This window comes from Pseudomonas sp. B707 (assembly GCF_022496685.1).
GTDB lineage: Bacteria > Pseudomonadota > Gammaproteobacteria > Pseudomonadales > Pseudomonadaceae > Aquipseudomonas > Aquipseudomonas paraglycinae.
Map to the genome: position 1 here is coordinate 130,787 of NZ_WTVE01000035.1, position 18,913 is coordinate 149,699.

At 62.7% G+C, this 18,913-nt stretch carries 18 protein-coding genes; 9 read left to right on the plus strand and 9 right to left on the minus strand.

What is annotated here, in order from left to right:
• Both GQX66_RS25660 and glsB read right to left on the minus strand, forming a co-directional pair.
• Entirely contained in the window at positions 1 to 1,503 is a 1,503-nt protein-coding gene (locus GQX66_RS25660) for an aldehyde dehydrogenase family protein (RefSeq protein ID WP_240871973.1), read from the minus strand.
• Positions 1,504 to 1,572: 69 nt separating this feature from the next.
• Complete coding sequence (gene glsB / locus GQX66_RS25665; protein ID WP_064379522.1) at positions 1,573 to 2,481, minus strand: glutaminase B; 909 nt, start codon at positions 2,479 to 2,481, stop codon at positions 1,573 to 1,575.
• A 241-nt stretch (positions 2,482 to 2,722) separates the two neighbouring features.
• Here glsB and GQX66_RS25670 point away from each other — a divergent pair, with 241 nt between their 5' ends.
• Entirely contained in the window at positions 2,723 to 2,926 is a 204-nt protein-coding gene (locus GQX66_RS25670) for a hypothetical protein (protein WP_085746122.1), read from the plus strand.
• Positions 2,927 to 2,983: 57 nt separating this feature from the next.
• A complete protein-coding gene (locus GQX66_RS25675; protein ID WP_102687035.1) occupies positions 2,984 to 3,499 on the plus strand; it encodes a DoxX family protein in 516 nt (171 codons plus the stop codon).
• Between the two features lie 3 nt (positions 3,500 to 3,502).
• On the opposite strand, the gene GQX66_RS25680 is transcribed toward GQX66_RS25675, so the two are convergent.
• Positions 3,503 to 5,116, minus strand: a complete 1,614-nt coding sequence (locus GQX66_RS25680; RefSeq protein WP_102687034.1) for a L,D-transpeptidase family protein — start codon at positions 5,114 to 5,116, stop codon at positions 3,503 to 3,505.
• Positions 5,117 to 5,267: 151 nt separating this feature from the next.
• Between GQX66_RS25680 and GQX66_RS25685 the strand changes: the two genes are divergently transcribed.
• The 4 genes from GQX66_RS25685 (at position 5,268) to GQX66_RS25700 (ending at position 8,482) form a co-directional block, all read left to right on the plus strand.
• Positions 5,268 to 5,981, plus strand: a complete 714-nt coding sequence (locus GQX66_RS25685; RefSeq protein ID WP_085746119.1) for a murein L,D-transpeptidase catalytic domain family protein — start codon at positions 5,268 to 5,270, stop codon at positions 5,979 to 5,981.
• 147 nt (positions 5,982 to 6,128) lie between these two features.
• A complete protein-coding gene (locus tag GQX66_RS25690) occupies positions 6,129 to 6,386 on the plus strand; it encodes a DUF2790 domain-containing protein (RefSeq protein ID WP_129973170.1) in 258 nt (85 codons plus the stop codon).
• Between the two features lie 12 nt (positions 6,387 to 6,398).
• Positions 6,399 to 7,070 carry a heavy metal response regulator transcription factor gene (locus GQX66_RS25695; protein ID WP_007950581.1) on the plus strand — a complete coding sequence of 224 codons (672 nt, stop codon included), beginning with the start codon at positions 6,399 to 6,401 and terminating at the stop codon, positions 7,068 to 7,070.
• On the plus strand, positions 7,067 to 8,482 hold the full coding sequence (locus tag GQX66_RS25700; protein WP_134022182.1) for a heavy metal sensor histidine kinase: 1,416 nt from the start codon (positions 7,067 to 7,069) through the stop codon (positions 8,480 to 8,482). The genes GQX66_RS25695 and GQX66_RS25700 overlap by 4 nt, the downstream gene beginning before the upstream one ends.
• Here GQX66_RS25700 and GQX66_RS25705 read toward each other — a convergent pair.
• A complete protein-coding gene (locus tag GQX66_RS25705) occupies positions 8,427 to 9,827 on the minus strand; it encodes an MFS transporter (protein WP_129973168.1) in 1,401 nt (466 codons plus the stop codon). The genes GQX66_RS25700 and GQX66_RS25705 overlap by 56 nt on opposite strands.
• Before the next feature lie 103 nt (positions 9,828 to 9,930).
• On the opposite strand from GQX66_RS25705, the gene GQX66_RS25710 reads away from it, so the two are divergent.
• Positions 9,931 to 10,818 carry a LysR family transcriptional regulator gene (locus GQX66_RS25710; RefSeq protein ID WP_102717605.1) on the plus strand — a complete coding sequence of 296 codons (888 nt, stop codon included), beginning with the start codon at positions 9,931 to 9,933 and terminating at the stop codon, positions 10,816 to 10,818.
• Here GQX66_RS25710 and GQX66_RS25715 read toward each other — a convergent pair.
• The gene (locus GQX66_RS25715; RefSeq protein ID WP_085746115.1) at positions 10,815 to 11,435 is read right to left on the minus strand and encodes a cell wall hydrolase; all 621 of its coding nucleotides are present in this window, start codon (positions 11,433 to 11,435) and stop codon (positions 10,815 to 10,817) included. The genes GQX66_RS25710 and GQX66_RS25715 overlap by 4 nt on opposite strands.
• A gap of 199 nt (positions 11,436 to 11,634) precedes the next feature.
• On the opposite strand from GQX66_RS25715, the gene GQX66_RS25720 reads away from it, so the two are divergent.
• Positions 11,635 to 12,486, plus strand: coding sequence for a CAP domain-containing protein (locus tag GQX66_RS25720; protein ID WP_085746114.1), 852 nt, complete (start codon positions 11,635 to 11,637; stop codon positions 12,484 to 12,486).
• 45 nt (positions 12,487 to 12,531) lie between these two features.
• On the opposite strand, the gene GQX66_RS25725 is transcribed toward GQX66_RS25720, so the two are convergent.
• From GQX66_RS25725 to GQX66_RS25740, 4 genes are all read right to left on the minus strand, one after another.
• Entirely contained in the window at positions 12,532 to 12,687 is a 156-nt protein-coding gene (locus tag GQX66_RS25725) for a DUF2474 domain-containing protein (RefSeq protein WP_102687029.1), read from the minus strand.
• Complete coding sequence (gene cydB, locus GQX66_RS25730; RefSeq protein WP_102687028.1) at positions 12,674 to 13,690, minus strand: cytochrome d ubiquinol oxidase subunit II; 1,017 nt, start codon at positions 13,688 to 13,690, stop codon at positions 12,674 to 12,676. The genes GQX66_RS25725 and cydB overlap by 14 nt, the downstream gene beginning before the upstream one ends.
• A gap of 17 nt (positions 13,691 to 13,707) precedes the next feature.
• Positions 13,708 to 15,123, minus strand: a complete 1,416-nt coding sequence (locus GQX66_RS25735; RefSeq protein ID WP_102687102.1) for a cytochrome ubiquinol oxidase subunit I — start codon at positions 15,121 to 15,123, stop codon at positions 13,708 to 13,710.
• A 109-nt stretch (positions 15,124 to 15,232) separates the two neighbouring features.
• Complete coding sequence (locus tag GQX66_RS25740; protein ID WP_236190014.1) at positions 15,233 to 17,557, minus strand: FdhF/YdeP family oxidoreductase; 2,325 nt, start codon at positions 17,555 to 17,557, stop codon at positions 15,233 to 15,235.
• Positions 17,558 to 17,914: 357 nt separating this feature from the next.
• On the opposite strand from GQX66_RS25740, the gene moaA reads away from it, so the two are divergent.
• Positions 17,915 to 18,913, plus strand: a complete 999-nt coding sequence (gene moaA / locus GQX66_RS25745; RefSeq protein ID WP_064380492.1) for a GTP 3',8-cyclase MoaA — start codon at positions 17,915 to 17,917, stop codon at positions 18,911 to 18,913.

Consider the following 18,913-nt stretch of genomic DNA (forward strand, 5'->3'; position numbering starts at 1 on the left):
TCAGCGTTTTACGCCCAGATCGATTTGCGTCATGCGGCTGCGTACGGTGAACACACCGTCACCGGAGAGAATCGCGCTGCGGGCAAACAACCGGCCGCTTTCCCAGTTCGAAAGACCCAGTTCCGGCTTGTTCAGCGCGTACTGACCATCGACCCAACGAGTGATGCCGTTGCCCACGAACGGCGCGTTGACCGCGCTGTAGAAGCGCTCCTGAACCGCCGCGTCTTCGCTGATCAGCGACACCGTGAACTGCGGGCTGTAGCGATTGAACAGCGCGATGGCCTGATCCAGATCGTCGACGATCATCAGGCTGGTTTCCGGGGTTTCTTCCCATTCCCACTCGCGGCCCAATTGCGCTTCCGGCAACGGCTCGGCCAGGGCTTCGGTCTGGTAACCCTCGGCGCGATAGACCTCGACCGTCGCGTTCTGCCAATCGCTCGGCAGGTAGCTTTCGCTGCCTTCGACGATGTGCAATTTGCAGCCCTGACCGCGCGCGGTACCGGCCTGCTGCAAGGCATCGAGGAACAGCGGCACCAGTTCGGCAGCACGGTCGCGCTGGATCAGGCAGACATTCAAGGTGTTGCAGACCTTGCGATCCAGCGAGTTACGCACCACAGCGGCAAAGCGCTTGGCGTCGGCATCGCGATCGGCGATCAACCACGCGCCACCGGTGCCGTGCAGGCTGACGGCGGTGCCGGCCTGCTGGGCGATGCTGCCCAACTGACTGACCGCACGCCCCGAACCACGGGCCACCGCCAGCGACAGACGCCGGTCGGCGAACATCGCCCAACCGGCGGCGTGGTTGACACTCTCCACCAGCGACACCGCACCCGCCGGCAGACCGGCATCGGCCAACGCCGGGTTCAGAGCGTGGGTGACGATGGCTTGCGCGGTACCCAGCGCATCGCTGCCAATACGCAGCACGGCGGTGTTGCCGGTGCGCAATACACCGGCGGCGTCGGCGAAGACGTTCGGCCGGCCTTCGAACACGAACGCGACGATGCCCAGCGGCGATACCACCTGCTCGACCTTCCAGCCGTCGTGATCGACGCTGCTGATCACCTTGCCGCGGGTGGCCGGCGCATCACGCCAGGCACGCAGACCGGCGATCATGTCGCGGCGCATCCGCTCGTCGGCGAGCAACCGGGTGGTGGAGCGACCGCGCGCCTTGGCCCGTTCGATGTCGGCGAGGTTGGCGGTTTCGATCAGTGCCCAGGCGTCCGGGTTTTCCAGACGTTGGGCAAACAGATCGAAGAAGCGGCTGATGGCCTCATCCGGCACAGCGGACAACGCCGTAAACGCCGCCGCTGCACGCTCGATCGCCACCGATGCGGCCTGCTGATCCACCACCGGAATCAGCAACAGCTCGCCGCTCACCTGCTCCACCAGCAGATGGTCGCCGGGTCGGAAACGCTCGGCCAGTTCGGGGCTGACCACGGTGACGCGGTTACCGGCGAAAGGGATAGGCGTGCCAGCGACGAGACGTTCGAGCGCGAGAGACATGGAGCGGATTCACCATATTGAGGGCGGCCGGAAAATGTATAGGTTGGCCTCCCTCAAAGCAACACGGGCTCAGAACACCGACCAGCCAATCCGCGAACTGAGCATTTCCAGCGCCGCCATCCCCGCCAGCGAATTGCCCGCCGTGTTCAGTTCCGGCGACCACACGCACACCGTGAACTGCCCCGGCACCACCGCAACGATGCCGCCACCGACGCCGCTCTTGCCCGGCAGGCCGACGCGATAGGCGAAGTTGCCAGCCTCGTCGTAGAGGCCGCTGGTGGCCATGATCGAGTTGACTTGCTGGGTCTGGCGTCGGCTGAGGATCTGTTCGCCGCTGTGTTTGCAGAAACCGTCGTTGGCCAGGAAGCAGAACGCCCGGGCCAGGTCGATGCAGCTCATGCGCAACGCGCAGTGGCTGAAGTAGCTGCGCAGCACCGCTTCGACGTCGTTGTGAAAATTGCCGAAGGATTGCATCAGGTAAGCCATCGCTGCGTTACGCGCGCGGTGCTGGTACTCGGAGTCGGCGACCTTGCCGTCGACCATCACCTGCGGGTTGCCCGACAGCCGCCGCACGAAATCGCGCATCGACAACGCCGGTGCCGCAAAGCGTGACTGGTTGATGTCGCAGATCACCAGCGCCCCGGCATTGATGAACGGATTGCGCGGACGGCCGCGTTCGAACTCCAGCTGCACCAGCGAGTTGAACGGTTGGCCGGACGGCTCGTGGCCCAGACGCTCCCAGATCGCCTCGCCGGAATGTTCGATGGCCTGCACCAGGCTGAACACCTTGGAAATACTTTGCACCGAGAACGGCGTCTCGGCATCGCCGGCGCAATACATCTCGCCGTCATTGCCATATACGGCGATGCCCAATTGATTGGCCGGCACGGTGCCGAGGGCGGGAATGTAGTCAGCCACCTTGCCCTGCCCGATCAGGGGCCGGACAGCGTCAAGGATCTCGTTCAACAGCGCTTGCATGCCGGGTCTCGAAGTCTCGCCCCATGGGATTGCGGGGACACCGTGGCTAGACGCTGCGCCCGGCAATCGAATCACACCGGCGCTCTGTATCTCAGTGTGTACGGCCCGACGCCCGACACATCCCGCGCACAAATCCGGCCCTTCGCGACACATCAGCGATACAGCCCGGCGCTCAAATGAACCTGTCGATCGGCAGCCCCGATCAAGCCTTTGAACTCAAACATCGCATCGGAGATTCACCATGACCAAGCGCTCGAAAACCTCCCTGACCCTCGGCCTGCTGCTTGCCGGTGGCCTGGCCCTGTCCAACGCGGCTTCGGCTTCCGAAGCGTTCAGCGTCAAGCAACTGGATCACGGCTACAGCCAGTCCCAGGCCAAGGCCGACTCGGCGGAAAAAACCTCGGAAGGCAAATGCGGCGAAGGCAAGTGCGGCGCCGGCGAGTAACCCTTTTCACGGGGCACGTTGGTGCCCCGTTTTCTTTTGAATGAATGGAGCCTTCCCATGACCACAGCTCTCTCGTCGGCCGTCAAAGGCCTGCACTGGAACCTCGACCGCGCCGGCCAGTGGCTCGCGCCGCTGACCTTGCGCCTGTTCATCGCCTGGGAGTTTTTCGAATCGGGACTGGAGAAATTCAACGGCCAGAACTGGTTCGAAGACATTCAGGAGCGGTTTCCGTTTCCCTTCGACCACTTGCCGGCGACGCTGAACTGGGAGCTGTCGATGTGGGCAGAGCTGATCTGCGCGCTGGCGATCCTGATCGGATTCGGCACGCGGATTTCGGCGATTTCGCTGATTGTCGTGACCGTCGTCGCCACCGCTGCCGTGCACTGGCCGGCGGACTGGTCATCGCTGAGTGAACTGGCCCAGGGTTACGCGATCACCAACAAGGGCTTCGGCAACTTCAAACTGCCGGCGATCTACCTGGCTGCGCTGGTGCCGCTCGTATTTGCCGGGGCCGGCAAGTTGAGCGTGGATGCGTGGCTGGCGCGGTTTTTCTGGAAACGCGCCAGCCGCTGAGGATCAATGCGCCCGGTCCAGCCCCGCCAGCAACGCGCTGTCTCGGCTGTAAATGTCCGGCGCGTAGAGCACGCGACCCTGGCCATCGACCTGTGCCGTCCAGTAAGTCATGAGGATCGGCACCGGATTGCTCAGGCGGAATTCATGGGTGGTGCCGGTGGCGAGCAAGGTGTCGGTGCGCGCCTTCTCCGCCGGGCTGAGCAGGAAATCGCGCAGTTTCATCGGATGCTCGACCCGCACACAGCCGGAACTGAACGCCCGTGGCCCCTTGTCGAACAGCGCCTTGCTCGGCGTGTCGTGCAGGTACACCGAGAACGGGTTGGGGAAACGAATGACCATCTGCCCCAGCGGGTTGCGCGGCCCGGCGTCCTGACGCAGAAGGATGTTGCCGGGGTTGTCCCAGTCGATGTCGGCGGCGGCCAGCGGCTGGCCGTTGGCGTCGAGCACTTGCAGGTTCTGGCGGCTGAGGAAGGTCTGGTCCTTGCGGATTTCCGGCAGCTTGTCTTCCTTCCAGATGGTCGGCGGCACGGTCCAGGTCGGGTTCAGGGTCAGGCGCGTGACCCGGGATTTGAGCAGCGGGGTCTGGCGTTCGGCGCGCCCGACCTGGGTGCGGGTCTGCCACACCGGCAGGCCACCCTGATAAAGCGTCAGCTCGGCAGCGGCGACGTTGACCAACAAACCGTCCGGCTCCATGTCCTGGGCCATCCAGCGGAAACGTTCAAGGTTGACCCGCAACTGTTCGCGGCGGGTCAGCGGACTGATGTTGAGTTCGGCAATCGTCCCCGGCCCGACCACCCCGTCGGCCTGCAACGAATGGTTGGCCTGAAAGCTCTTCACCGCCTCCACCAATACGCCGTGATAAGCGTTGTCCGGCGTGCCGACCACACTGCTCAGGTAGCCTTCGCTGTAGAGCCGGCGGGCCAGTTCCGGCACGCGTTTGTCTTCCATGTCCGGACGCAGCAACGGGCCGTTGCCCACCGACGTCCATTGGGGCAAGGCTTTCAGGCGTTGAGCTGCGTAGAGATGGCGCAAATTCTGATACTGCGCCAGCTGCGGTCGGGCCAGATCGAAGGCAGCCGGAACGTTGTGCACGCCCGGCACGGCGATCGCCAGCAATTCAGCCTGACGGTCGCGAGGCGTTTCGTCGGAATGCCACAGAGGTTCGAAGTGCGATTGCAACAGGCGGCCGTAATGCAGATCCTGCAGGGCTTGCAGGTAGTAACGGCTGATCTCGATGTCGGCGCACAGTTCGCCGTCCTGCGGGGCGGTGAGCGCCACCGGATAGCGTTTCGGATTCAGGCCATCGTCCGCCAACAGCTGCAATTGCGCATGCAAGGCCGGCAATTGCCCGCCATCGGCCCACACCGGCAGCCAGTCCTGCTGCTGGTAGAATGCGCGCAATTGATCCAGCGCCGGGCCGTTGAGGCTGGTGCCGATCGTCGGGCACGCCTGGGGCAGGCTGATCAGCGCAGCCTGCAGCGGGCTCTGTGGCTCGATGGGCATTTCCGTCGGCACGGGCGGCAGCGTCGGGAGTCCCGGCAACGGCTCTTCGGCGCAAGCGACAAACGGCGCAGCGAGCAAACAAATGCTCAAGTAGCATGCGTACTTTTTGAACAACTGCTTTACTCCAATCCATGGCCGTCTTGATTGACGGTCAACCTTACCTCAGGTGCGGTGCACAGTCAGGCCCGATTCGCGGGCTTGCCGGGAACGACTGGACGTCAGGAGCCTAAGTGCCAAACAAGTAGCAAGTGGAGACTCACTTTAAATGTTGACGTTTTTGCGCCGACTTCTGCTGACTGCCACCGCCATTGGCGTGCTGACCAGTCCAGCCTTTGCCGCCGGCACCACTTCGCCGGTTCTGTACACCAGCCTCGCGCACGCCGCTCCGGAACTCAATCCCCAGGCGCTGAAAGGTGCCTTGAACGCCATGCAATGTGCGATCAACAACGGCGCGAAGCAGTCCCGTCACCTGGCGATCATCGACTATTCGCAGCCGTCCACCGAGCGTCGGTTGTGGATCTTCGACCTGACCCGGAAAAAACTGGTGCTGCGCGATCTGGTCGCCCACGGCTCGAACTCCGGGGAAAACTTCGCCACCCGGTTCTCCAACCGTGAAGGCAGTTTTCAGTCCAGCCTCGGCCTGTTCCGCACCCAGGAAAGTTACCAGGGCACCCACGGTTACTCGCTGCGCATGGATGGTCTGGAACCGGGCGTCAACGACATGGCCCGTGACCGCGCCATCGTGATCCACGCCGCCGACTACGTGAACCCGTTCTGGAGCAAACGTACCGGCCGTCTGGGCCGCAGCCAGGGTTGCCCGGCCGTGCGACCGCAGGTGGCCAAACGGGTGATCGACAGTCTGAAGAATGGCCAATTCATGTTCTCCTGGTACCCGGATCAGCAGTGGCTGAAATCCTCGCCGTACCTCAACTGCCAGCCACAACAGATCGCGAGCATTCTCAGCACGCACGCCAGCTGAATACTCTGTGGGAGTGCGCTGGCTCCCACAGGTTCGGTTTATTACAGATTTGTCATCGAGTTGTCGGTTTGCCGAGCGGATCGCCCGGTAGCTTGAAGTTGTCCCGGCCCAAACGCCGATCAACTTCAACGACTCGAGTGACCCATCATGAAAACCCTGATCCTCGCCTTCACCGCCCTCCTCGCCACCGGTTCCGTGTTCGCCGCCCCTGCACCGGACGCTGCCGTCATTCATGACAAAACCGGTTTCTTCGTGCACCTGGATGTCGACAAAGTCCTCTCCAGCACCGATATTTCCCAGGCTTGCGGCGTGATCCCCGCGCGACTCAACTACCTCGACCACCAGGGCCGTGAACATGTGCTGGACTATCAAGTGCAAGGCAGCGGCTGCACCAACGACCATTGAGGCGCAGTGCCCATGAATATCCTTGTTGTCGAAGACGAACCCAAGGCCGGCAACTACTTGCTCAACGGCCTGCAGGAACTGGGCTACAGCGTGAGTCTGGCCCGGGACGGCGCCGACGGTCTGCACCTGGCGCTGGAGTTCGACTTCGACGTGATCGTGCTGGACGTGATGATGCCGAAAATGGACGGCTGGGAAGTCCTGCGCCGGCTGCGCAAGGAGACCGACACGCCGGTGCTGTTCCTCACCGCCCGCGACGACATTGCCGACCGGGTCAAGGGCCTGGAACTGGGCGCCGACGATTACCTGATCAAACCGTTTTCCTTCGCCGAACTGGTGGCGCGCCTGCGCACCCTGACCCGGCGCGGGCCGATCCATGAAGAGGAGCAATTGCAGGTGGCCGATCTGCAGATCGATGTGCTCAAGCGCCGAGTCACCCGCGCCGGCAACCGGATCACCCTGACCAACAAGGAATTCGCCCTGCTGCAACTGTTCGCCACCCACACCGGGCAAGTGCTGTCGCGCTCGCTGATCGCCTCGCGGGTGTGGGACATGAATTTCGACAGTGACACCAATGTGGTCGATGTCGCCGTGCGCCGCCTGCGGGCGAAGATCGACGATCCGTTCCCGCTCAAGCTGATCCACAGCGTGCGCGGCATCGGCTACCGCTTCGATACCCAACCATGAAAATCGCCGGCACGTATTCCCTGACCTTGCGTCTGGCGCTGGTCTTCGCCGTGCTTGCCTTCGCCGCGCTGGGAGGCCTGGGCGCGGCGCTGTACAACCAACTGGAAGCAGCTCTGATTCGCCGCGACGACATCCAGTTGGTCAGTCGCGTCGATCAGTTGCGCACCTTCCTCAACGACAGCAACACCCTGGAACTGATCAAGAACAAGCCGGCGCTGTTTCAGAACATGCTCGGCAACCGCGAAGCCTTGCTGACCATCGGCGCACCCGGCCAGCCGCCGTTGCTGGTGGTCAACCCCGGCAACCTCGCCACTCCGAACTTGTCCGCCGTACCGATCGATCATCCGATGGCCCTGAGCGATGTACAGCACTTGCCGAGCGTCGACGGTGTGCCGTTTTCGGCGGTGGCGGCGACCATCGACTCGGGCGATCTGGGCAACCTGCAGGTGCTCACCGGACGCCTGATGACCGAGCGCACGGCGATGCTCGCCAATTACCGGCTCAGCGTGTACGGCCTCGCGTCACTGGCGGCGATTGTGCTGGCGCTGGTCGGCTGCCTGCTGGTGTATCGCGGCCTGCTGCCGTTGCGGCGGATTGCCCGGCACGCCCACGGGATCGGCATCGCCAACCTCGGCGAACGCCTCGACCGCCACGGCACGCCTCGGGAATTGCAGCCGATGATCGAAGCCTTCAATGCGATGTTGGACCGGCTCGACCGAGGGGTTGCGCAACTGAGCCAAGTCTCCACCGACATGGCCCACGAACTGCGCACACCGATCAACAACCTGCTCGGGGAAACCCAGGTCGCGCTGCAACAGAACCGCAGTGTGGACGCCTATCAGCAGTTGCTCGCCTCCAACGTCGAAGAACTCGAACGGCTGGCGCGGATGCTCGACAACATGCTGTTTCTCGCCCGCACCGACCCGGCCAGCGCGCTGAGCCAGCGGCAGGAACTGGACGCCGGCGATGAGATGCAACGCATTGCCGATTACTTCGAAGGCCTGGCCGCCGATGTCGGCGTCACCATCGAGGCCAGTGGCAGCGGTGTGATCTGGGCCGAACCGATGCTGCTGCGTCGGGCCCTGGCCAATCTGTGCGCCAATGCGATCAAGTACGGCGCGGCGGATTCGACGCTGCAGGTCGAAGCCATCGCCGAAGCGGACGGCAGCTACCTGCGGGTACGCAATCAGGGCGCGACCATTCCGGCGGAACATCTGTCGCGGTTGTTCGAGCGCTTCTACCGCGTCGATCCGTCCCGCGAGCGTTCGGCCCAATCCAACGGACTGGGCCTGTCGATTGTCGCGACCATCATGCAATTGCATCAGGGCCGCTACAGCGTCAGCAGCGCCGACGGCGTCACCTGCTTTGAACTGTTCTTTCCGGCACGGGAGACGCGAGACGCAGGTGCGTGAAGGCACCGAGCGCAAACGCCGCGAACATCAATGCCGAGGCCACGCCGAAAGTCATGTGCAACCCGGCCGCAATAACTTCGGCCGGTGCCTGAGTCGGATCGTCCGTGGCCAGTGCAAACACCGCGCCCATCGCCGCCGCCCCGGTGATCAACCCCAGATTGCGCGACAGCCCGAGCATGGCCGAGACCACGCCGCGCTGATCCTGAGCAACGCCGGACATCAACCCGGTGTTGTTGGCAGCCTGGAACAGCGCATAACTCAAGGCCACCACCGTGATCGGCAGCACGTATGCAAGCACTCCGAAACTCACCGGAAACAGCGCCAGCAGACCGCAACCGCAAGCCAGACCGAACAACGCGCCCGGCACCATCCGCCGCGCGCCGAAACGATCCACCAGCCGCCCGGCCGGTACGCCGCTGAACGCCGCCAGCAACGGCCCGATCGACAGCACCAGTCCTACCTGCGTGCTGGTGAGACCCAGGCCTCGGCTCAGGTAAAACGGCCCGACCACCAGCGTGGTCATCATCACCGTCGTGACCAGCAAGGTCAGCGCCAGACTGCTGCTGATTCGCGTGTCGGTGAACAATGACAGATGAATCAGCGGCGCCTTGCTCCGCTTCTCGACCAGGATGAATACCCCCACGCCCAACAGGCTGAGCAACAGCAACGTCGTGGTGAATCCATCAACCGTCATCGCCAGTGCATAGGCCGCCAGCGTCAGCATCAATACGGCGGTGCCGGGATAATCAAATGCAACACCCGAGCGCACGCTCCGATCCTTCGGCAGGTAGCGATACACCAGCCACGCATTGAGCAATCCCAACGGCACGTTGATCACAAAAATCGACTGCCAGCCGACATGCGCCATCAACAGCCCACCGAGCGACGGCCCGAGGGTGGTGCCGGTGGCCGACATCGTGGCCAGCAACCCCATCGCACTGCCGGCCCGGGATTTGGGCACCGCATCGGCCACCAGCGCGACCGTCAGCGCAAACATGATTGCCGCGCCGAGGCCCTGCACCGCCCGCGCACCGATCAGCCAGGCAAGGCTCGGCGCCAGTGCGCAAGCCAGCGAAGCAGCGGTAAAGATGCCGATGCCGATCAACAACAAGCGCCGTCGACCGAAGCCGTCACCGAGCCGCCCGACGCTGACAATCAACGTGGTGATCGCCAGCAGGTAGGCCAGAACGATCCACTGCACTTGTTGAAACGTCGCATCGAATGCCGCCGCCAGCGTGGGCAATCCGGCGTTGGCGATGCTGGTATCGAGCGACGGCATCAACATCGACAGCGCCAGACTGGTCAACGCCCAGCAGGCTGAAGGGCTCAGGGGTTCTCGGTGCATGGGGGGCTCACAGGGCAAAGGTCATGCGACACAGCCTGAGCCTCGACAATACAAGGCGCAAGACGCATGCTTCGCACTTGATACCTGCATGGAACGCCACGTCATGAATGCACCGGATCTGAACCTGTTGATCACCCTCGACGTGCTGCTGAGCGAAGGAAGCGTCGCCCGCGCCGCCGAGCGCCTGCGTTTGAGTCCGTCAGCCATGAGCCGGGCGCTGGCCCGGCTGCGGGAAACCACCGGCGATCCGCTGCTGGTGCGCGCCGGTCGCGGACTGGTGCCGACCCCGCGTGCGCTGGAGCTGCGCGACCGGGTCAGTTATCTGGTGCAGGAGGCCGAAGCGGTTTTGCGCCCGGCAGAAGTGCTCGATCCTGGCCAGTTGCGGCGCACCTTCACCCTGCGCAACACCGACGGTTTTGTCGAAACCTTCGCCGCCGCCCTGCTCGCCCGCATCGCCGAAGAGGCGCCTGGCGTGCGCCTGCGCTTTGTGCAAAAAGCCGACAAGGACAGCACGCTGCTGCGCGTAGGCCGGGTGGATCTGGAAACCGGCGTGGTCGACGACAGCACCGACCCGACGCTCCACAGCCGCATCCTGTTCCACGATCAGTGGATTGGCGTGGTGCGTGAGGGGCATCCGTTGAGCAGCGGAAAGATCAGCGCCAAACGCTTCGCTTCGGGCCAGCACATTCTGGTGTCACGCCGTGGGCGCAGCAGCGGACCGGTGGACGAAGCGCTGCTCGCCTTAGGCCTGACGCGGGACATCGTCACTTCATTCGGCGGATTTTCGGCGGCGCTGACGCTGGTCCGTGAGTCGGACCTGATCGCCACCGTTCCGGAACGTCACACCAGCAAACTGCGCACGGGCCTGCACAGCTTCGCCCTGCCATTCCGGATGCCGGACATCAGCGTGTCGATGCTCTGGCACCCGCGCATGGACGCCGACCCGGCGCACCGCTGGTTGCGCCATTGTGTGCGCGAAGTTTGCGCCTAACGCGCATCCCCGCCAGCAGGTTTGTAGAACAGAAATTTCCTGGTCTCGGCGGTTTTTCTGTATTCCTTGGCCCAACTTGGATGAACGTTGCGGTCGTGGAAATACAGGGCGCCATGGGTGCGGTCGGTGAGCTGGCGGTTCAGCGCCTTGCCGGCGATTTCCTTGGCCAGCGCGTATTCGGCATCTTCCTTGACCTGATCCGGACGCCCGTCGCACCACCAGGAAAACTGGCAGCTCTTGGTTTCCGAGCCCTGCTTGACCACCTCGCACACCGTGCCCGGAAAGCCGTCATGCCCGAGGCGATTCATCACCACACTGGCCACGCCTTCCATGTCGGCATTGTCCTTGCCCTTGGCTTCCCAATAGATACTGCGCGCCAGACAGGTGATCGGGTCGTCCAGCGGAGCGGCGCCAGCGGGGTCGACCGCCTGCGCTTCGGTCGGGGTGATGGCTTCGGATTTGGGTGCCGGGGGCGCGTCGGGTTTGTCGGCGGCCTTCTCTTCCAGAACCTCGGCTTTCGCTTCGGCCTTTTCCTTGATCGGTGCCTGATCGGTGGCCAGTGCCGCGCCGCTCAGCAAGGTCAACGCAAGACAGCAAAGCAACCCGTTCAATTGCATGATCATTCTTCCGGCAGGGCCCGATGCGGGCGAAGTGTTACGTGGTTGAGACGCCCGGTTTCCGGGGCCTTCGCAGAGTATAGACGGCAAATTGCACGGAATCGTTCTGCAGAAAAATCCGCGTTGTGAAGAAAAAGACATTGCACGAACCGGGGCCCTTTCGCGCATGATGTGCGCACTCAGCCCAAGGGAGATTTCCATGCGCTTCATGCCATCCGTTCTGCGACTTGCCGCGTTGTCCGTGGGCCTGGCGCTGGCCACTTCGGCCATGGCCACCGACGAGTCGCAATTGATCGAATCGATCAACAGCTACCGCAGCCAGCCGCAGCGTTGTGGCAGCCAGGCGTCCAGCGAATTGCCGCCGCTGTCGGCCGATCCGCGCCTGATTCTGCCGGCCAGCGGCGTGGTGGATTTGCAGCAGGCGATGTCCAGCGCTCGCTACCCGATGGTCAACGTGCAGGCGATTACCCTGAACGGGCCAAGGGATGCGGCGTCGGCGATGAAGGCGATTCAGGAGAGTTTCTGTCAGGTGGTGCTGGATCCGCAGTTCGTCGATATCGGCGTCAGTCGCGCCGACCGTGACTGGCGCATCACCCTCGCCCGACCACTGCTGTCCGCCCGCCTCGGCGACGGTCAGGCTGAAGGCCAGAAACTCCTCGAACAACTCAACGCCGCCCGCGCCCAACCGCGCCAGTGCGGCAGTCAGGCATTCGCAGCGACTGCACCGCTGGCGTGGAACGCGGTGCTCGGTGGCGTTGCCCAGGAGCATAGCCGCGAGATGGCCAACAACAATTATTTCGACCACAAGGACCGCAACGGCGGCACTCCCGGCGACCGCGCGGAACTGGCCGGTTACAGCGGCCAGCAGGTCGGCGAAAACATCGCCGCCGGGCAGGACACGGTGCAGAAAGTCGTTGCCGGCTGGCTCGCCAGCCCCGGCCATTGTGCCAACCTGATGAACCCGCAGTATCGCGAACTGGGCGCTGCCTACGCAGTCGATCCGAAGAGCAGCGCCGGGATTTACTGGACTGCGATGTTTGGCGGGGAGTAAATCCCGCGCAATAAAAACCGGAGCCAGGCTCCGGTTTTTTTATGGTCAATGAGTCCTCATTCCCGCCGCATACATCGCCAGTTTCAGCAGGCTCGCCACCACCGCCAGCGAGACCACGCTGCCCAACCAGATCAGCAGCAGCCAGCCCAGACGCTTGTACCAGGGGCTGGATTTCACCTCACGCGAATCAATGGTAGCCATCGCCAATCCTCACTTTGCCGCGGAACACGTAGTAGCTCCAGAAGGTGTACATCAGGATCACCGGCAGGATGAACAGCGCGCCGATAAGGGCGAACAACTGACTGGTGGCCGGTGAAGCCGCCGCCCACAGGCTGACCGACGGCGGGATGATGTTCGGCCAGAGGCTCAGCGCCAGCCCGATGTAACCAAGGAACATCAGCACCAGGGTGAACACGAACGGCCAGTGGGTGTGGCGCTGACGCAGCGAACGCAACAGCCCGAACAGCGCCAGCACCGCCAACACCACCAGCCCGGCGAACACGGTCAGGTGCGCATGGTTGAACCAGCGGCCAGCCAGTTCCGGATGCAGTTGCAGCGTCCACGCGCCGATCACCACCACCATCGCCAGCAGCAGCCACGCCAGCGGACGGCTGTAGTGACGCATCCGCGATTCGAGCATGCCTTCGGTCTTGACCAGCAGCCAGGTGCTGCCGAGCAAGGCGTAAGCAATCACCAGACCGACGCCGCAGACCAGCGGGAACGGCGCCAGCCAGTCGAGACCACCACCGGCGAACTGTCGATCCACCACCGGAATCCCCGCCACATACGCGCCGATCACCACGCCCTGGGAGAACGTCGCCAGCAGCGAACCGCCGATGAATGCCCAATCCCACAGATGACGTTTTTCAGCCGGCGCCTTGAAGCGAAACTCGAACGCCACACCGCGGAAAATCAGCCCTGCGAGCATGAAGATCAGCGGCAGATACAGCGCCTCCAGAATCACCCCGTAAGCCAGCGGAAACGCGCCGTACAACGCCGCGCCGCCGAGCACCAGCCAGGTTTCGTTGCCGTCCCAGACCGGTGCGACGGTGTTCATCATCACGTCGCGTTCCTGCTCGTCGCTGATCATCGGGAACAGGATCCCGAGGCCTAGATCGAAGCCGTCCATGATCACGTACATCATTACCCCGAAGGCAATGATCACGCCCCAGATCAACGAGAGATCGATACCTTGAATACCCATGACTCAACGCTCCTTTTTCAGTGGATCCGGGTCGCGGATTCGAGGTTGTCGGTGACCGCCGACAGTGGCCGGCGCGGGGTCTGCACCTGAGTGCCTTCGGGCGGATGTTCGTGGTGCGGCTGCGGGCCCTTGCTCACCAGTTTCATCATGTAGCCGATACCCACGGTGAACACCGAGCAGTAGATGACGACGAACAGCGCCAGCGAGGTGCTCATCTGCGCCACCGAGTGATGGGACGCCGCGTCATGGGTTCGCATCAGGCCGTAGACCACCCACGGCTGACGCCCGACTTCGGTGGTGATCCAACCCGCCAGCAGCGCGATCAGGCCGCTCGGCCCCATCAGCAGCACCAGCCGCTGGAAGCCGCGATGCCGGTAGACCTTGCCATTGCGCCGCAACGCCAGGCCCAACACACCGACGAGGATCATTAACATGCCCAGCCCGGCCATCACGCGGAAGCTCCAGAAGATCACGGTCGAGTTCGGCCGGTCTTCTTTCGGGAAGCTCTTGAGCGCCGGTATCTGCTTGTCGAGGCTGTGGGTGAGGATCAGGCTGCCGAGGTACGGAATCTCGATGGCGTATTTGGTTTTCTCCGCCTGCATGTCCGGGATGCCGAACAGCACCAGCGGGGTCGGCCCGTTGTCGGCGTTTTCCCAGTGGCCTTCGATGGCGGCGATTTTTGCCGGTTGGTGTTCCAGAGTGTTCAAGCCATGGGCGTCACCGACCACCGCTTGAATCGGCGCCACGATCAGCGCCATCCACAGCGCCATGGAGAACATCTTGCGCACCGGTTGGGTGTCGTTGCCACGCAGTAAATGCCAAGCCGCCGAAGCGCCGACAAAGAACGCCGTGGCGACGAATGCGGCAATCGCCATGTGCGCCAGACGGAACGGAAACGACGGGTTGAACACGATCGCCAGCCAGTCCAGCGGCATCACTCGACCGTCAACGATTTCGAAGCCTTGCGGAGTCTGCATCCAGCTGTTGGAGGCAAGAATCCAGAAGGTCGAGATCAGCGTGCCGATGGCGACCATCACCGTGGCAAAGAAGTGCAACCCTCGGCCGACGCGGTTCCAGCCGAACAGCATCACCCCGAGGAACCCGGCCTCGAGGAAGAACGCGGTCAGCACTTCATAGGTCAGCAACGGCCCGGTGACGCTGCCGGCAAAGTCAGAGAATCCGCTCCAGTTGGTGCCGAACTGGTACGCCATGACCAGCCCCGAGACCACGCCCATGCCGAAGTTGACGGCGAAGATCTTCGACCAGAAGTGGTAGAGATCGCGGTAAGTGTCGTTACGGGTTTTCAGCCACAGGCCTTCGAGCACCGCCAGGAAACTCGCGAGACCAATGGTGATCGCCGGGAAAATGATGTGGAACGAAACCGTGAACGCGAATTGAATTCGCGCCAGGTCCAGTGCCTCCAGGTTGAACATGATGATGTCCTCATCCAGGCTGAAAAGCGGCAGCACACGGCCGGGCCACCGCCAGGCGCGAACGCCTGCAGCCAGTCAAAATGCAAAAGGGTTGGATCGCGTGAGTCGGCTACGCCACCGACGACGGGATCAGGTTGCTCGCCTCGGCCGCTTCGAGGCGGATCGCCACGAACTTGGAGGTCGGCGTGTAGGTGCGGTCACCGTAGCTTTCCAGCGGCACCAGCGGATTGGTTTCCGGGTAGTACGCGGCAGCCTGCCCGGCCGGAATGTCGTAGGCGATCAGGGTGAAACCGCTGACCCGACGCTCACGCTCGTCATCCCACAGCGCTACCAGATCAACCTTCTGTCCCGGTTCAAAACCGAGCCGGCGGATGTCCTGCTCGTTGGCGAACACCACGTCGCGCATCCCGTATACACCGCGATAACGGTCGTCGAGGCCGTACAGCGTGGTGTTGTACTGATCGTGAGACCGCATGGTTTGCAGGATCAGATGCGGTTTGACCGGCAGGTTGCGCACGCCTTCGCTGATCAGATGTTCCGGCAGCACACACGGGGTGAACTGGGCCTTGCCGGATTCGGTTTTCCAGATCCGGTCGGAAGCGTTGTTGCCGAGGTGGAAACCACCCGGGATCAGCAGCTTCTCGTTGAAATTCTCGAAGCCCGGAATCACGTCGGCGATCAGGTTGCGGATGCGCCCGTAGTCGCCCACCGCCCATTCCCAATCGATCGGGTGCTTGCCCAAAGTGGCGGCGGCGATCCCGGCAATGATCGCCGGCTCGGATTTCAGATGGGCCGACTTCGGCTTCAGTTGGCCGAACGACAAGTGCACCATGCTGAAGGTGTCTTCCACCGTCACGCCTTGCGGGCCTTCGGCCTGGACGTCGATGTCGGTACGGCCGAGGCACGGCAGAATCAACGCATCACGCCCGGTCACCAGATGGCTGCGGTTGAGTTTGGTCGAGATATGCACGCTCAGGTCGAGTTTGCGCATCGCGGCGTGGGTGCGCGGGGTGTCCGGCGTAGCTTGAGCGAAGTTGCCGCCGAGCCCGATAAACACCTTGGCTTCGCCACGTTCCATGGCACCAATCGCCATGACCGTGTTGTGGCCGTGCATCCGCGGCACTTTGAAGTTGAAGCGTTTTTCCAGGGCGTCCATCAGCTCGGTCGGGGCCAGTTCGTTGATGCCCATGGTGCGGTCGCCCTGCACGTTACTGTGGCCGCGCACCGGCGACAGCCCGGCACCCGGACGGCCGACATTGCCGCGCAGCAGTTGCAGGTTGATGACTTCCTGCAGGGTCGGCACCGAGTGCACGTGTTGGGTCAGGCCCATGGCCCAGCACATGATCACGCTCTTGGCCCGGGCATACATGCGCGCTGCCAGTTCGATGTCATGCAGCGGCACACCGGACTGCTCGACGATGTGCTCCCAGTTCGTGGCATCGACTTCGGCCAGGTAGCTGTCGAGACCCGAGGTGTGCTCGGCAATGAAGGCGTGATCGAACACCGGTTCGCCGCCGGTGGCCTGGGCTTCACGTTCCCATTGCAGCAGGAACTTGGCCATGCCGCGAATCATCGCCATGTCGCCGCCCAGTGCCGGACGGAAGTACGCGGTGTTGGTCGCTTCCCAGCCGTTGCTGAGCATCTCGATCGGGTTTTGCGGATTCTGGAAGCGCTCCAGCCCACGTTCCTTGAGCGGGTTGATGCACACCACTTGAGCGCCGCGTTTCACCGCTTCTCGCAGCGGTTCGAGCATGCGCGGGTGGTTGGTGCCGGGGTTCTGGCCGATCACGAAAATCGCATCGGCGTGGTGCAGGTCTTCATAGACCACCGTGCCTTTGCCGACGCCCAGGCTCTCGCCCATGCTCACCGCACTGGCTTCGTGGCACATGTTCGAGCAGTCCGGGAAGTTGTTGGTGCCATAGGCGCGGACGAACAACTGATAGAGAAACGCCGCTTCGTTGCTGGCGCGACCCGAGGTGTAGAACTCGGCCTCGTGAGGCGATTTCAGGCCTTTGAGGTGCTTGGCGATCAGCGCGAAGGCATCGTCCCAGGTAGTTTCCACATAGCGGTCGACCCGCGCGTCGTAGCGCATCGGATGGGTGATCCGGCCTTGGTATTCGAGCCAGTAATCGCTTTGTTCGGCCAGGGTCGAGACCGTGTACTTGTTGAAGAATGCCGGGTCGACCAGGCGGCCGGTGGCTTCCCAGTTCACCGCTTTGGCGCCGTTCTCGCAGAACTTCAGCATGCTCGCGCCGGGTGCCTCACCCCAGGCGCAACCGGGGCAGTCGAAGCCGCCGTTCTGGTTGGTCTTGAGCATGGCGCGGATGTTTTTCAGGGCGTTTTCACTGCCCAGCCAGTTCTTGGTGAGGCTGATGACAGCGCCCCAACCCGCAGCGGCGCCCTTGTAGGGTTTGTAACGGTCGACTTGTGACATGGGACTTCTCCATGACGATGCACACAGGCAAAAACCTGATCGGGTTTAAACAGCGACGACTGACTTTCAAGTTAAAAAAGCGGTCGTTTCGTTTGACGGGGCCAAGGATAGGAACCGCTGCAAAAACTTGTCTAATCGCTATTAATGACTGCGTTATCGAAAGCATCTATCACGGACTTGAACCCTTTAAATACGGGCACTTGCAAAACCAGGAAGTGAAAAATACGGAATAATTATTTCATCATCGACAGCATCAATCGGCCGGTAATCAAGAGTGATTGGACGCTGTCTCAAGTTGCTCATAACCTGCGCCGACCCAATCCCTTCAATAGCGGATTTCACCCAAGCGAGGCTGTCATGTCAGAGCGCGTCTTGATCGATGGTTACAACCGCCGCGTCGACTATCTGCGCATGTCGGTCACCGACCGCTGCGACTTTCGCTGCGTGTATTGCATGGCCGAAGACATGCAGTTCCTGCCGCGCCAACGGGTGCTGACGCTGGAGGAGATCTATCAACTGGCGCAGAGCTTCGTTGCATTGGGCACCCGCAAGATTCGCCTGACCGGCGGCGAGCCGTTGATTCGCCCCGGTGTCGTCGGGTTGTGCAAGCAGATCGCCGCCCTGCCCGGCCTGCGCGAACTGTGCCTGACCACCAACGGCTCGCAGCTCGGCAAACTGGCCAGTCCGCTGTTCGACGCCGGGGTCAAACGCCTCAACGTCAGCCTCGACAGTCTTGATGCCGAGCGCTTCAAGCAGATGACCCGCACCGGTGACCTGACTCAGGTGATCGACGGCATCGACGCCGCGCGCGCCGCCGGATTTACCCGCACTAAACTCAACTGCGTGGTGATGCAGGGCCGCAACGATCACGAGATCAACGATCTGGTGCAGTTCGCCATCGAACGGGATCTGGACATTTCCTTCATCGAGGAAATGCCGCTGGGGATCATCAGCGAACACAGCCGCGCCGAGTCGTTCTTTTCCAGCACCCAGGTGCGCGAAAAGATCGCCGAGCGCTACACCCTGATCGACTCCGCCGAGTCGACCCAAGGCCCGTCGCGCTACTGGCGGCTGGCGGAAGCGCCGCACATCCGGCTGGGGTTCATCTCGCCCCACAGCCACAACTTCTGCGGCACCTGCAACCGGGTGCGGCTGACCGTCGAGGGGCGTTTGCTACTGTGTCTGGGGAACGAGCATTCGGTGGACTTGAAGGCGGTGCTGCGGGCTCATCCGGGTCAACCGGAGCGCTTGGAGAAAGCCATCATCGAAGCGATGAAACTCAAGCCTTACCGGCACAACTTTGAAGTGAACGACGACGTGCAAGTGGTGCGTTTCATGAACATGACCGGCGGTTGA

What these genes read in the sequence shown, in the direction of transcription:
- GQX66_RS25660 (WP_240871973.1), bottom strand. Translation starts at nt 1,503, where the DNA reads ATGTCTCTCGCGCTCGAACGTCTCGTCGCTGGCACGCCTATCCCTTTC.
- glsB (WP_064379522.1), bottom strand. Translation starts at nt 2,481, where the DNA reads ATGCAAGCGCTGTTGAACGAGATCCTTGACGCTGTCCGGCCCCTGATC.
- GQX66_RS25670 (WP_085746122.1), top strand. Translation starts at nt 2,723, where the DNA reads ATGACCAAGCGCTCGAAAACCTCCCTGACCCTCGGCCTGCTGCTTGCC.
- GQX66_RS25675 (WP_102687035.1), top strand. Translation starts at nt 2,984, where the DNA reads ATGACCACAGCTCTCTCGTCGGCCGTCAAAGGCCTGCACTGGAACCTC.
- GQX66_RS25685 (WP_085746119.1), top strand. Translation starts at nt 5,268, where the DNA reads ATGTTGACGTTTTTGCGCCGACTTCTGCTGACTGCCACCGCCATTGGC.
- GQX66_RS25690 (WP_129973170.1), top strand. Translation starts at nt 6,129, where the DNA reads ATGAAAACCCTGATCCTCGCCTTCACCGCCCTCCTCGCCACCGGTTCC.
- GQX66_RS25695 (WP_007950581.1), top strand. Translation starts at nt 6,399, where the DNA reads ATGAATATCCTTGTTGTCGAAGACGAACCCAAGGCCGGCAACTACTTG.
- GQX66_RS25700 (WP_134022182.1), top strand. Translation starts at nt 7,067, where the DNA reads ATGAAAATCGCCGGCACGTATTCCCTGACCTTGCGTCTGGCGCTGGTC.
- GQX66_RS25705 (WP_129973168.1), bottom strand. Translation starts at nt 9,827, where the DNA reads ATGCACCGAGAACCCCTGAGCCCTTCAGCCTGCTGGGCGTTGACCAGT.
- GQX66_RS25710 (WP_102717605.1), top strand. Translation starts at nt 9,931, where the DNA reads ATGAATGCACCGGATCTGAACCTGTTGATCACCCTCGACGTGCTGCTG.
- GQX66_RS25715 (WP_085746115.1), bottom strand. Translation starts at nt 11,435, where the DNA reads ATGCAATTGAACGGGTTGCTTTGCTGTCTTGCGTTGACCTTGCTGAGC.
- GQX66_RS25720 (WP_085746114.1), top strand. Translation starts at nt 11,635, where the DNA reads ATGCGCTTCATGCCATCCGTTCTGCGACTTGCCGCGTTGTCCGTGGGC.
- GQX66_RS25725 (WP_102687029.1), bottom strand. Translation starts at nt 12,687, where the DNA reads ATGGCTACCATTGATTCGCGTGAGGTGAAATCCAGCCCCTGGTACAAG.
- cydB (WP_102687028.1), bottom strand. Translation starts at nt 13,690, where the DNA reads ATGGGTATTCAAGGTATCGATCTCTCGTTGATCTGGGGCGTGATCATT.
- GQX66_RS25735 (WP_102687102.1), bottom strand. Translation starts at nt 15,123, where the DNA reads ATGTTCAACCTGGAGGCACTGGACCTGGCGCGAATTCAATTCGCGTTC.
- GQX66_RS25740 (WP_236190014.1), bottom strand. Translation starts at nt 17,557, where the DNA reads ATGTCACAAGTCGACCGTTACAAACCCTACAAGGGCGCCGCTGCGGGT.
- moaA (WP_064380492.1), top strand. Translation starts at nt 17,915, where the DNA reads ATGTCAGAGCGCGTCTTGATCGATGGTTACAACCGCCGCGTCGACTAT.